Origin of the sequence: Nocardia transvalensis NBRC 15921 (assembly GCF_000308875.1) — a bacterium.
GTDB lineage: Bacteria > Actinomycetota > Actinomycetes > Mycobacteriales > Mycobacteriaceae > Nocardia > Nocardia transvalensis.
In genome coordinates this window covers 130,047-144,756 of sequence record NZ_BAGL01000052.1, presented here as the reverse complement: position 1 = coordinate 144,756, position 14,710 = coordinate 130,047, and the positions used below count along the sequence as shown (strand labels likewise).

General features: G+C 72.5%; 2 protein-coding genes. Both read left to right on the top strand.

Translation table 11 applies throughout. The annotated features are described in order from the left end of the window. The first annotated feature begins 83 nt into the window (after positions 1–83). Positions 84–13,709 (top strand): non-ribosomal peptide synthetase, encoded by a 13,626-nt coding sequence (locus ON41_RS15925; protein ID WP_083905383.1) that lies wholly within the window; start codon positions 84–86, stop codon positions 13,707–13,709. Further along, the gene (locus tag ON41_RS15920; protein WP_040748385.1) at positions 13,706–14,692 is read left to right on the top strand and encodes a daunorubicin resistance protein DrrA family ABC transporter ATP-binding protein; all 987 of its coding nucleotides are present in this window, start codon (positions 13,706–13,708) and stop codon (positions 14,690–14,692) included. Before ON41_RS15925 ends, ON41_RS15920 begins: the two co-directional genes overlap by 4 nt. The last annotated feature ends 18 nt before the right edge of the window (positions 14,693–14,710 follow it).

The following is a 14,710-nucleotide window of genomic DNA, read 5'->3' as shown; positions in this document are numbered from 1 at the left end:
GGCGGCCGCGTGTGCGCGCCCGCCGCAGCGTCGTTCTCGAGGGCACGGGGAGTTGCGTCAACAGCGGCAGAACGGAGTGATTGATGAGTTCATTGGCCACGGATCGCGTCGACCAATGCTCTTCCGGCGAATTCTCAGCACAGCCCTTCGCCTTGTCGCCCGCGCAGACCGCGATCTGGTACGCCCAGCGCATCCGGCCCGACGTTCCGCTGACCGTCGCCCAGTACGTCGACATCCACGGTGATCTCGACGTCGGCCGCCTGCTGTACGCGATCGAGCGGTTCGGCGCGGAGGCACAGGTCGGCCACGTGCGGCTGCTGGAGATCGACGGCGTCCCGCATCAGGTGATCGATCCGGCGCGGCGGCCCGGCTGGGCCCGCATCGACCTGCGGCACGAGGCCGACCCGCGGGCGGCGGCGCTGCGCTGGATGAACGAGCACGCCAGCACCCCGATCGACCTGGAGCGCGATCCGCTGACGACCAACGTCGTGCTGCGCGTCGGTGAGCGCGACTACATCTGGTACTCGCGAGGCCACCACATCGTCATCGACGGCTACGGCGCCATGAACGGCACCACCCGCACGGCGGAGATCTACACCGCCCTCGAGAACCACACCGAGCCGGTGGCCTCCCGCGCCACCACGCTGGCCGAGATGTACGCGGGCGAGTCGGCCTACCGCGAGACCAGCCGTTTCGGGTCCGACCGGCAGTACTGGATCGAGCAGCTGGCCGGGGTCGGCGCGCCGATGAGCCTGTCCACCAGCGGAATCGGCGTCTCGGTGCCCGAGGCGGGCCGCCGCATCGCCGCGGGCGTCCTCGCGCCGGCGGCGGCGTCCGATCTGGCCGCGGCCACCGGGGTGTTCGACACCCAGAACTCCACCCTCTTCGTGGCCGCGCTGGCCTGCTACGTGCGGGCCGTCACCGGCAGCGCCGATGTGGTGCTGAGCCTGCCGGTGTCGGCGCGGACCACGGTCGCGCTGCGCCGGTCAGCGGGAGTGGTGTCGAACGTGGTGCCGATCCGGATCCGCTTCGACCACGCCACCACCGTGCGCGACGTGGTGAAGGCGGCCGAACTGCAGATCACCGGCGCGTTGCGGCATCAGCGCTACCGCCACGACGACATCCGGCGCGACTGCGGCTACTCCCGCGATGCGCGCGGGTTCTTCGGGCCGATGGTCAACATCATGCTGTTCCACAGCGAACTGCGCTTCGGCAGCCTCACCGGCTCCCTGAACGTGCTGTCGACCGGACCGGTCGAGGACCTGTCGGTCAACCTCTACAACGGCGCGGGCAACCGCATCCATATCGATTTCGAGGCCAACCCGCGGCTCTACACGGGCACGGAGCTGGACCGGCACCACCACCGGTTCCTGGACTTCCTGTCCCGGCTGCTCGCCGCCGACCCCGCGACCCCGGCCACCGCGGTCCCGGTGATCACCGATGCCGAACGGGAACTCGTACTGCGCGAATGGAATTCGACGACGGTCGCCCGCCAGGAGGGCACCCTCGCCGGGCTGTTCACCGACCGCGCCACGGCCTGCCCGCAGGCCACTGCGCTCGAATTCGGTGACGAGACACTGACTTACGCCGACCTGCACGAGCGGGCCAACCGGCTGGCACGGGCGCTGATCGCGCGCGGCGCCGGACCCGACACGATCGTGGGCCTCGCCCTGCGCCGGGGCATCGACCTGCTGGTCGGCATGTACGCCGTCGTGCAGGCCGGTGCGGCGTACCTGCCGATCGATCCCGACCATCCCGCAGAGCGGACCGGGCACGTGCTCGAGCAGGCCCGCCCGCTGTGCGTACTCACCGCCGCCCGTGACGAATTCGCCGTGCCGGCGGGAGCCGAACGGCTCGACATCGACACTCTGGACACGTCCGGATTCGCCGGCGGGCCGCTGACCGACGCCGAGCGCACGACGCCGCTGCGGCCCGATCACCTGGCCTACGTCATCTTCACCTCCGGCTCCACCGGGCGGCCCAAGGGGGTCGGCGTCTCGCACGCCGCGATCGTGAACCGGCTGCGGTGGATGCAGCACGAATATCCCCTCGACGGCACCGACGCGGTGCTGCAGAAGACACCCGCCACCTTCGACGTCTCGGTATGGGAGTTCTTCTGGCCCTTGCAGGTCGGCGCCCGGCTGGTCGTCGCCGCGCCCGACGGGCACCGCGATCCCGCCTACCTGGCGCGGCTCATCGCCGAGAAGCGTGTCACCACGGCGCATTTCGTGCCCTCGATGCTGTCGGTGTTCGTCACCGACACCGACGTGCGCGGCTGCGACAGCCTGCGCCGGGTCTTCTGCAGCGGCGAGGCCCTGCCCGCGGCCACGGTGCGCGACTTCCACGCCGCGCTGCCGGAACCCGTGCTGCACAACCTGTACGGCCCCACCGAGGCCGCGGTCGACGTCACCGCGTGGGAATGCGCGCCCGAGCGCGACAGCGTGCCGATCGGCGCGCCGATCTGGAACACCCGCACCTACGTCCTGGACGAGCGGCTGCGCCCGGTGGCGCCCGGCGCGGTGGGCGAACTGTATCTGGCAGGCGTCCAGCTGGCCCGCGGCTATCTCGCGCGCCCGGGACTCAGCGCCGAGCGGTTCGTGGCCGATCCGTACGGGGACGGGGCGGGCCGCATGTACCGCACCGGCGACCTGGTCCGGTGGCGGCACGAGGGCGACGCCGGGGTCCTGGAGTACCTGGGCCGCACCGACTTCCAGGTCAAGATCCGCGGCCTGCGCATCGAACTCGGCGAGATCGAGGCGGCGCTGCTGGCCGACCCGCGGGTCACGCGGGCGGTGTGCGTCGCCCACGCCGCACCCGGCGGCGACGAACTCGTCGCCTACGTGGTGCCCGCGCCCGGCGACACCGTCGAGACCGCGGACCTGCTGGCCGGGCTGCGCCGCACGCTGCCGGGCTACATGGTGCCCGCGCACCTGCTCGTCCTCGGCGAACTACCGCTCAGCGCCAACGGCAAGGTCGATCGGAAGGCTTTGCCCGCACCGGAATTCGGTGCGCGCCGGGCGGCGGGTTCGGCGGACCGGCCGCGCACCGAGGTCGAGCGGCGGCTGTGCGACATCCTCGCCGAGGTGCTCGCCGGCGACGCCCTCGGCGTCGAGGACAACTTCTTCGATCTCGGCGGCAACTCGCTGACCGCGGCGCGGGCGGTGGCGAGGATCAACAGCGCCTTCGGCGCGGCGCTGACCATCCGGGACCTGTTCGAGTCGCCGACGGTCGCGACCCTGGCCGGCCGGCTGGACGCGCACGGCCCGGACCTGTCCTCGCCGCCGCTGGTGGCGGCCCGGCGGCCGGAGCGCATCCCGCTGTCGCTGGCCCAGCAGCGGCTGTGGATCCTGAACCGGTTCGCCGAACACGCCTCGGCCTACAACATGCCGCTGGCGGTCGAGCTCACCGGGCCGCTGAACATCGGGGCGCTGCGCGCCGGGCTGGTCGACGTGCTGGAACGGCACGAGAGCCTGCGGACCACCTTCCCCGACTCGCCCGAGGGGCCGTCGCAGGTGGTGCATCCGGCCGCGGAGATCCCGCTGAGCCTGGATCCGATCGACGCGACCGGCACCGACGCGTCGGCCCTCGCCGCCGAGTACGCCGGGTACGGTTTCGATCTGCGCAGCCAGGCCCCGATCCGGGTCGCGCTGTACGCCACCGGACCGGATACGCACGTCTTTCTCGTTGTGCTGCACCACATCTGCGGAGACGGCTGGTCGGTGGCGCCCCTGGCGCGCGATCTGATGCAGGCCGTCGCCGCCCGCGCCGCGGGGTCGCTGCCGCGCTGGACGCCGCTGCCGGTGCAGTACGCCGACTTCGCGCTGTGGCAGCGCGAACTGCTCGGCGACGAGAACGATCCGGCGAGCGCGCTCTCCCGCCAGCTGGCCTACTGGCGGTCGGCCCTGGCCGACCTGCCGGATCAGCTGGACCTGCCGATGGACCGCCCGCGCCCGCAGCAGCGCAGCACCGAGGGCGCGACCGTGCGGTTCAGCATTCCCGCCGCCACCCGCCGCGCCATCGCGGCGCTGGCCACCGACCGCGGCGTGAGCACCTTCATGGTGTTGCACGCGGCGCTGGCCACGTTGCTGTCCCGGCTGTGCAACACCACCGATATCGCGATCGGCACCCCGATCGCGGGCCGCTCGGATCCCGCGCTGGACGACCTGGTCGGCATGTTCGTCAATACGCTCGTCCTGCGCACCGCCGTCGATCCGGCCGCCGGATTCGACCGCATGCTCGACCGGGCGCGCGAGACCGACCTGGACGCGTTCGCCAACTCCGACGTGCCCTTCGAGCGGCTGGTGGAGGTGGTCAACCCGGCCCGCGACGCCGGCCGGCACCCGTTGTTCCAGGTGATGCTGTCCTACGAGAGCACGCCCGAACCCCGCATCGACCTGCCCGGGGTCCAGGCCCGGGTGCTGCCGATGGATGTCGGCGTCGCCAAGTTCGACCTGCAGCTGACCGTGCACGAATCCGACGCCGACGACGGCCCCCTCACCGCCGAATTCGGTTACGCCACCGATGTTTTCGACGAGGCGACGGTCTCGGCGATGGCGCGGCGGTTCACCCGCCTGGTGACCGCCGCGGTGGCCGCGCCCGGAATGCCCGTGGGCGATCTGAAGATCCTCGACGCCCGCGAGACCGGGAAGCTGGTGCCGATCCAGGGCGCGCCCGGCGAACCCGCGACCACGCTGGCCCGCCTGCTCAGCGAGACCGCGGAGCGGGTGCCCGACGCGGTCGCGGTGCGCTACCTCGGCGAGGACACCACCTACCGGCGGCTGGACGAGATGTCCAACCGGCTGGCCCGGGTGCTCATCGGCCACGGCGCCGGACCCGAGGTGGTGGTGGCGATCGCGCTGCCGCGCGGCCTCGACTCGATCACCGCGATCTGGGCGGTCGCCAAGACCGGCGCCGCGTACGTGCCGATCGATCCCGACTATCCGGCCGAGCGCATCGCGCACATGCTCTCCGACTCCGGCGCCATGCTCGGCCTGACCGACGCGCGCTGCCACGCCGCCCTGCCGGACTGGCCGGTGCGCCGCGGCCGGCACCGCAAGCAGTATGTCGACTGGCTGCTCATGGGGTCGCCGGCGCTGGCCGACGAGGCCGCCCGCTTCCCGGACACCCCGGTCGGCGATACCGACCGGCACCATCCGCTGCGCGTCGCGCATCCGGCCTACCTCATCTACACCTCCGGGTCGACCGGTACGCCCAAGGCCGTCGTGGTCACCCACGCCGGGCTGGCCTCCCTCGCGCACGAGCAGAAACATCTGTTCGGCGTGACGGATTCCGCACGCACCCTGCACTTCTCGTCGCCGTCGTTCGACGCGTCGGTGCTCGAGATGCTGCTCGGCTTCGCGGCGGGCGCCGCCGTCGTCGTCGCACCCGCGGGCGTGTACGGCGGCGCCGAACTGGCCGGCCTGCTGCGCACCGAGCGGGTGACGCACGCCTTCGTCACCCCCGCCGCGCTGGCCACGGTGCCGTCCGACGGTCTCGACGACCTCGAGGCCGTGATCGTCGGCGGCGACGCGTGCCCGGAGGATCTGGTGCGGACGTGGACGGCCGAGCATCGCATGCACAACATGTACGGCCCGTCCGAGGCGACCGTCGCCGCCACCGCGACCGGTCCGATGGCCGCGGGCGCGCCGGTGCCGATCGGCCTGGCCGTGCGCGGGATGCGGCTGTTCGTCCTCGACGGCCGCCTGCATCCGGTACCGCCGGGCGTGCCCGGCGAGCTGTACCTGTCCGGTCCGGGCCTGGCCCGCGGCTATCTCGGCCGGCGCGGGCTGAGCGCGCTGCGCTTCCCCGCCAACCCGCACGGCCGCCGCGGCGAGCGCATGTACCGCACGGGCGATTTGGTGGTGGCCGACGCGTCGGGGCAACTGCGCTTCCTCGGCCGCGCCGACGACCAGGTCAAGATTCGCGGATTCCGCATCGAGCTGCGCGAGATCGACCACGTACTGCGCGCGCATCCGGGTGTCCGGTTCGCGCTCACCGTCGTGCATCACGGCGAGCACGGCAGCGCCCGGCTCGCGTCCTATGTCACCGCGGACGGCGCGACCGATCCGGCGGCGGTGCTGGAGACCGCGCGGCAGCGGCTGCCCGGCTACATGGTCCCGGCCGCGATCACGCTGCTCGACGAGGTGCCGATCAGCCCGTCGGGCAAGCTCGACCGCAAGGCGCTCCCGGAGCCCGTTTTCGTGACCGCCGGACCCTCCCGCGCGCCCGAAACGGATCTGGAGCGCGGTGTGGCGGATGTTTTCGCGACCGTGCTCGGGCATCCGGTCGCCGGGGCCGAGGACAGTTTCTTCGACGCGGGCGGCAACTCGCTGCTGGCCACCCGGCTCACCGCCGCGCTGCACGCGGAGTTCGGCGTCGACCTGCCGGTCCGCGCGGTCTTCGAGGCGCCCACCATCGCGGGCGTCGCGGCGCGCCTGGCCGCGGCGCCGCGGACGCACCGGGCGCCGCTGGCCGTGCGCAGCCCGCGCCCGGACCGCGTCCCGCTGTCGCTGCCGCAGCAGCGGGTGTGGTTCCTCAACCGCTTCGCGCCCGAATCCAGCGCCTACAACATCGCTTTCGCGATCCGCATCGACGGCGAGCCCGATGTCGGCGCGCTGCGGGCGGCGCTCGGCGATCTCATGACGCGGCACGAGGTGCTGCGCACGGTCTTCCCCGAGGACACCGCCGCGAGCGGCGCGGGATCGGAGACGGCGGGCGCCTACCAGCTGGTGCTCGACCCCGACCGGTGCCTGCCCGTTCTCGAACCCGTCGCGACCGACGAGGACGAGGCCCGCGCGACGCTGCGCACCCTGGCGCGGCGCGGCTTCGACCTGACCCGCGAGATCCCGCTACGCCTGTCGCTGCTGCGCATCGGCCCGAGCACCCACGTACTCGGAATCGTGCTGCACCACATCGCCGCCGACGGCTGGTCGCTGGCCCCGCTGACCCGCGATCTGGCCGTGGCCTACACCGCGCGCCGGGGCGGGGCGGCCCCGGCGTGGTCCGCGCTGCCGGTCCAGTACGCCGATTTCAGCCTGTGGCAACGGGAATCGCTCGGCGACGAGACCGATCCGACCAGTCCCGCGGCCGCCCAGCTGCGGTTCTGGCGCGAGACGCTGGCCGACCTGCCGGAGGAACTGCCGCTGCCCTACGACCGGCCGCGGCCCGAGAACCCCACGCAGCGCGCGGGATCGGTGCGGTTCGAGGTGCCCGAGGACGTGCGGGAGCGCCTGGCCGACGTCGCCCGCGCCCAGGGCGTCAGCATGTTCATGGTGCTGCGTACGGCGCTGGCGGTCCTGCTGCGCGTCGTGACCGGCGGTCGTGACATCGTCGTCGGCACCCCGGTCGCGGGCCGCACCGACACCCGGCTCGACGACCTCGTGGGCATGTTCGTCAATACGCTGATGCTGCGCTCGGATGTGGACCCGGACCGCGGCTTCGCCGAACAGTTGCAGATCGACCGCGACGGCGAACTGGCGGCCATGGCCCACGCGGAGTTGCCGTTCGAGCGGATCGTGCAGGAACTGGGCCGCGGCAGCGGCGGATCGCGGCCGGTGCTGCAGGTGGCCCTGACGGTCGCAGACGGGCCGCTGCCGGTGCTGGACCTGCCGGGGCTGCGGCTGCAGGCCGAGGAACTCGATATCGCCACGGCCAAATTCGATCTGGAGCTGCGGGTGCCGCCGAGCACCCGCGAATCCGACGGGACCTTCGAATTCGTCTACGCCGCCGAACTTTTCGACCCGGAGACGGTGCGGACGCTCGCCGACCGCTTCGGCATGGTGCTGGCGGCCGTCACCGACGATCCGGCCGTGCGGGTGCGCGACATCGATGCTCGCACGGAGAGCGAACGGACCCTGCTGTCCCCGTGCTACGCGCCGGTGCCGATGCCGCCGTGCAGCCTGTCGAACTACTTCACGGCCACCGCGCACCTGCACCCGGACCGCACCGCGATGCGGTTCGGCGAGGTCGAACTCACCTACGCCGAGGTGGACCAGTACTCGAACCGCCTGGCACGGGCGCTGATCAGCCGGGGCCTCGGCCCCGGTGACCGGGTCGCGATGGGCCTGACCCGGTCCATCGAATCGGTGGTGACCATGATCGCCGTCGCCAAGTCGGGTGCGGCATTCGTCCCGGTCGACCCGAACTATCCGGCCGACCGGGTGCGGCACATGCTCACCGACTCCGGGTGCTGGACCGGCATCACGCTGACGGCGCATCGGGACCGGTTGCGGGAGGCCGCGATCGGCGGGTACGACACCCGCTGGCTGCTGCTCGACGATCCCGACGTGATGGCCGAGATCGAGCGGATGAGCCCGGCCACCGTGACCGACGCCGACCGGATCCGCACCGTGTGGACCTCCGATCTGGCGTACCTGGTGTACACCTCGGGGTCCACCGGAAAGCCCAAGGGCGTGGCGGTCACGCACGCCGGGCTGTCCAACTTCGCCGACGAGATCCGCGACCGCATGCGCGTCGACCGCGATTCGCGCACACTGCATTTCGCGTCCCCGAGCTTCGACGCGGCGGTATTCGACCTGCTGCTGCCCGTCGGCGCCGGCGCCACCATGATCATCTGCCCGCCGGACGTCTACGGCGGCGACGAGCTGGCCGAGCTGATGGACCGCGAGCGGGTGAGCCACACCTTCATGACACCGGCGGCGCTGGCCACCATCGATCGCGATCGGTGGCCGCTGCCGCACCTGAAGGCGCTGGTGGTCGGCGGCGAGGCGCTGGGCGCGGAGCTGGTGGCGCGCTGGGCGCCGGACCGCATGATGTTCAACGGCTACGGCCCGACCGAGACCACGGTCGTGATCACCATGTCCGGCGTGCTGACCGTGGGCGAGCCGATCACCATCGGCACGCTGGTGCGCGGCGCCCGCGCGCTGGTGCTCGACGAGCGGCTGCGCCCGGTTCCCGTGGGCGTGCCCGGCGAGCTGTACCTCGGCGGGCAGGCCGTGGCCCGCGGTTACTTCGACCGATTCGGGCTCACCGCAACGCGTTTCGTCGCCGACCCCTACGGCCCGGAGGGCACCCGCATCTACCGCACCGGCGATGTGGTGCGCTGGAACGGCCGCGGCGAGATCGTGTACCTGGGCCGGACCGACCACCAGGTCAAGGTGCGCGGCTTCCGGATCGAACTCGGCGAGATCAGCGAGGTGCTGACCACCCACCCCGCGATCCGGTTCGCGCACACCGAGGTTCGCGAGATCGCGGACGTGAAGCGGATCGTGTCGTACGTGCAGCCCGTCGACCGAGCCGGTGTGGATCTCGACCGGGTGCGCGATCATGTCGCCGAACGCCTTCCGGCGCATATGGTTCCGAGCAGCCTCACCGTGCTCGACGCCATCCCGCTCACACCGGTCGGCAAGCTGGACCGCGCCGCGCTGCCGGACCCCCAGCCGATGGCGGCCGCCGTCCGCGAACCGGAGACCGACACCGAGCGCCTGGTCGCCCGGGTGATGGCCGACCTGGTCGGGGCGGACGCGGTCGGCGCGGACGAGAGCTTCTTCGAGGTCGGCGGAAACTCGCTGCTGGCAACGCAACTGGTGGCCCGGCTGGCCGCCGCGACCGGCACCCGGCTGGAGGTCCGCGCCGTCTTCGCCACGCCCACCGTCGCGGCGCTGGCCGCCCGGCTGGACAGCGGCAGCGGCGCCGACAGCACCCCGGAGCTGGCGCCGCGCTCGCGGCCGCGGCGGGTTCCGCTGTCGGCGGCCCAGCGGCGGCTGTGGTTCCTCGAGCGGTTCAACGCCGCCGCGGGCGACGAGGTCGCCGGGGTCTACAACGTGCCGGTGGCGCTGCGGCTGCGCGGCGACCTCGACACCGCGGCCCTGAGCGCGGCCCTGCTTGCGGTGCAGGAGCGCCACGAGACGCTGCGCACGGTCTTCCCTGAACTGGAGGGCGAGCCGTACCAGCGGGTGCTCACGCCGTCCGACGCCGCGGTGTCCCTCGATGTCGTGGACGTCGCCGAGGCCGGGATCGAGGCCGAGGTGAAGCGTTTCGCCACACCGGGATTCGACCTCGCCGCGTCCGTCCCGCTGCGCGCCGAACTGCTGCGGATCGCGGCGGACGACCATGTGCTGGTGCTGGTCGCGCACCACATCGCGATGGACGGCTGGTCACTGGAACCGCTCGCCGCCGACGTGGCCGTCGCCTACCGGGCGCATGCGGCGGGGGAGGCCCCGCAATGGGACGACCTGCCGGTCCAGTACGCGGATTACACGCTGTGGCAACGGGATACGCTGGGCAGCGAGGACGATCCGGATTCGACCGCGACCCGCCAGCTCGACTACTGGCGCGGCGCCCTCGACGGCATCCCGGAACTGCTGAACGTGCCCGCCGACCGGCCGCGCCCGCCCGCGCCGAGCTACCGCGGCGGTTCGGTCGACTGCGAGATCGACGCGCGCACCCACCGCGAACTGCAGGCGGTGGCCGGCCAGCACGGCGTCACCATGTTCATGGTGCTGCACGCGGCGCTGGCGACGCTGCTGCACCGGCTCACCGCCGGGGACGACATCACCGTCGGCACCCCGATCGCGGGGCGCGGACACCCCGCGCTGGACCGCCTGGTCGGCATGTTCGTCGGCACCCTGGTGCTGCGCACCCGCATCGACGGCGGCGCGTCGTTCGCCGATCTGCTGCACGCCGTGCGCGATACCGACCTGGAGGCGTTCGCGCACGCCGACGTGCCCTTCGAGCGGCTGGTGGAGGTGCTCAATCCGGCTCGCTCGCAGTCGCATCACCCGATGTTCCAGGTGATGCTGTCGGTACGGAACCAGCCGGTGCGGGTGCTGGAACTGCCCGGCCTGCGGATCGAGGCGGCCGACGCCGACCCCGGCATCGCCAAATTCGATCTCCAGTTCACTGTCACCGAGTCGTGGACGACCGGGGCCGCGGGCGAGCGCGAACCGGCCGGTGTCACCATCTCGGTCAACTACGCCCGCGACCTGTTCGAGGAGGACACGGCCGCCGGACTGGGGCGCAGGCTGGTCCGGCTGCTCACGGCGGCCGCGGCGAATCCGACACTGCCCGTGGGCGATCTGGAACTCCTCGACGCCGCGGAATGGTCGAGCCTGGCCCCGGTGCGCGGCGCGTGCCCCGACCGCCCGGTCACCCTTGCCGACGTCTTCGCCTCGGCGGTCGCGGTGAACCCCGGTGCCGTGGCGGTGCGGTCCGGCGACACCCGGATCAGCTACGACGCGCTGGACCGGTGGACCAACCGGCTGGCCCGGGTGCTCATGGAGCGGGGCGTCGGACCGGAAACGCTGGTGGCCCTGGGCATTCCGCGATCGGCGGAGTCGGTGGCGGTGACCCTGGCCGTCGCCAAGGCGGGCGCGGCGTTCGTTCCGGTCGACCCGAACTACCCGGAGTACCGCATCCGCCACATGCTCACCGATTCCGGTGCGGCGCTGGGTATCACGCTGGCCGCGCACCGCGAGCACATGCCCGACGGCGCCGACTGGACCGTCCTCGACGCGCCGTCGTTCCGGCGGCGGGTGCTGCGCACCTCGGACGCGCCGATCGAGGCGGCCGAACGGCGCGGGACCCCGCGCCTCGACCACCCGGCGTACGTCATCTACACCTCCGGGTCGACCGGCACACCCAAGGGTGTCGTCGTCACGCACGGCGGCCTGTCGAACTTCGCGGCCGAGACCGCGCAGCGTTTCGACGTGGGGCCCGGCAGCCGCGTCCTGCACTTCGCCACACCGAGTTTCGACGCGGCGATGCTGGATCTGCTGTTCGCGCTCGGTGGCGCCGGCACCCTGGTGATCACGCCGCCGGGAGTGTACGGCGGCGCGGATCTGACGCGGGTGCTCGTCGAGGAGGGCATCACGCACGCCTTCATCACCACCTCCGCGCTGGGCACCGCCGATCCGGAAGGCGTCACCGCCCTGCGGCACGTGCTGGTCGGCGGCGAGGCGCTGCCGCCGGATCTCGTGACCCGCTGGGGCCGGGACCGCCACCTGCACAACGTGTACGGGCCGACCGAGACCACGATCGTCACGGTGATCTCCGAGCCGATGAGGCCCGGCGGTCCGATCACCATCGGCGGCCCGATCCGGGGCGTGCAGGCGGTCGTCCTCGATCGGCGGCTGCATCCGGCGCCGGTCGGCGTCACCGGGGAGCTGTACCTGTCCGGTCCGGCGCTGGCCCGCGGCTACCTGCACCGGCCGGGGCTGACCGCGCAGCGATTCCTCGCCAACCCGTACGGCAAACCGGGCGAGCGCATGTACCGCACCGGCGATCTGGTGCGCTGGACCGACCACGACGGCCGGCGCGAGCTGGAATACGTGGGCCGCACCGACCACCAGGTCAAGATCCGCGGCTTCCGGATCGAACTCGGCGAGATCGACGCGGCGCTGTCCCGGCACCCGGACGTGGAGTTCGCGACCAGCCTCGGCCACCGCACCCCGGCGGGGGCGACGGCGCTGGTGTCCTATGTGAAGCCGTACGCCGGAACCACGCCCACGGCCCCGGGCCTGCGCCGGCACCTGGCCGAGCTGGTGCCGAACTACATGGTGCCGCAATCGATCATGCTGCTCGACGCGTTGCCGCTGACGCCGGTCGGCAAGCTGGACCGCGCCGCGCTGCCGGAACCGGTGTTCGGCAACCGTTCCGGGTACCGGCCGCCGTCCACCCCGGCGGAAACCGCGCTGTGCGCGGCCTTCGCGGAGGCCCTGGGCGTGGAGACGGTCGGCGCCGACGACGGCTTCTTCGAACTGGGCGGCAACTCGCTGCTCGCCACCAAGGTGGTAGCGCAGGTGCGCGCGGCGGGCATCGACCTGCCGGTGCAGCTGATGTTCGGCGAATCCACGCCTGCGGCCATCGCGCGCCGGCTGGACGAGTCGGCCGGTGACGCGCTCGCCCTGGCGCTGGAACCGCTGCTGCCGATCCGGCCGATCCCGCGGGGCGACGCGGATTCCGGTGTGGCGCCGCTGTTCTGCGTGCATCCCGCGATCGGGCTGGCCTGGTGCTATTCGGGCCTGCTGGCCCATCTGCCCGCCGACCGGCCGGTGTACGGATTGCAGGCGCCGCACGTCAGTGGCGGCGACGACGACAACTCGATCGTCGAGGCCGCGAAACACTATGTGGCACAGATCAAGTCGGTGCAGCCGGAGGGGCCCTACCACCTGCTCGGCTGGTCGCTGGGTGGCCTGATCGCGCAGGAGATCGCGGTCCAGCTGCAGCACGCGGGGGAGCGGGTGGACATGCTGGCCATGATGGACAGCTACCAGCTGTCCGACGAGTGGCTGGAACACGCCATCCCGGGGGTCGCCGACATCATCGGCGAATTCGGCAGCGACCTGCTGGGCGGCGACCACGCGGTGGACCCGCGGCTGACCCTGCGGGACGCGGCGGAACTGCTGCGCGACCGGCCGGGCCCGTTCGCGGCGCTCACCGTCGACCATCTGCAGCGGCTGTACAACGGCTACGCCAACGGCGCGGTGCTGGCCCACGGCTTCCGGCCCCGCGTCTTCGACGGCGACCTGCTGTTCTTCACCGCCGCCGACGACGAGATCAACCGGGCCGATCCGACCCGGTGCGCCGCGGCGTGGGAGCCGTACGTGACCGGCGCGGTCCACGACCAGAAGGTGCGCTGCCGCCATTCGGGGATGACCACGCCGGAAGCCCTCGCGATCATCGGCCCGGTGGTGCGAGAACACCTGGACGGCAGCGTCCGGGCCGACGACGCGAAGGAGAGGCGGGTATGAGTCTGGCGGTGGAGGTCGCCGGCCTGGTGAAGTGCTACGGCAAGGCGCGGGTGCTGGACGGGATAGATCTGGAGATACCGTCCGGCACGGTCATGGGCCTGCTGGGCCCGAACGGGGCCGGGAAGACCACGACCGTGCGGATCGTCACCACGCTGCTCGCACCGACCGCGGGCGAGGTGCGCGTGGCGGGTGTGGACGTCCTGCGCGATCCGGCGAGCGCCCGCACCCGCATCGGCCTGTCGGGGCAGTACGCCGCCGTCGACGCCAACCTGTCCGGTTTCGAGAATCTGCGCATGGTGGCCCGGCTGTACGGGATGGCGCACAAGCCGGCCGCCGCGCGCGCCACCGAACTGCTGGCGGCGCTCGGACTCGAGCACGCCGCGGACCGCCGCGCGGGCACCTACTCCGGCGGTATGGCGCGGCGGCTCGACCTGGCGGGCGCGCTGGTGGCGCGGCCCGCGGTCGTCGTGCTGGACGAGCCGACCACGGGTCTCGATCCGCGCGGCCGCATGGAGATGTGGCGCGTCATCGGCGATCTGGTCGACGACGGCACCACCGTGCTGCTCACCACGCAGTACCTGGAGGAGGCCGATCTGCTCGCCGACCGGATCACCGTCATCGACCGCGGCCGCGTGATCGCGCGCGGCTCGGCCGACGAGCTGAAGACGTCCATCGGCGGCGACCGCCTCACCGTGACGCTGGCCGCCGGACAGGACCCCGCGCCCGCGCTGTCGGTGCTGGCACAGGTCGGCGTCGGCGAACCCGCGCACGAGGCGGGCGCCGAGCAGGTGTCGGTGGTGGTCGGCGACGGCTCGCGCACCATGGTCGAGGCCTTACGCCGCCTCGACGACGCGGGCGTGTGCGTGGTGGACGCGTCCGTGCATCGCCCGAGCCTCGACGACGTGTTCCTGTCGCTGACCGGAACGCCCGCGCTCGCCGCCGAATCCGAGAAAGACGACGTAGCAGAGGAGATCATGTCGTGAAGACGGCCGAACTCGCGG

Coding starts and splice junctions, on each gene's coding strand:
- ON41_RS15925 (WP_083905383.1), top strand. CDS start 84: ATGAGTTCATTGGCCACGGATCGCGTCGACCAATGCTCTTCCGGCGAA.
- ON41_RS15920 (WP_040748385.1), top strand. CDS start 13,706: ATGAGTCTGGCGGTGGAGGTCGCCGGCCTGGTGAAGTGCTACGGCAAG.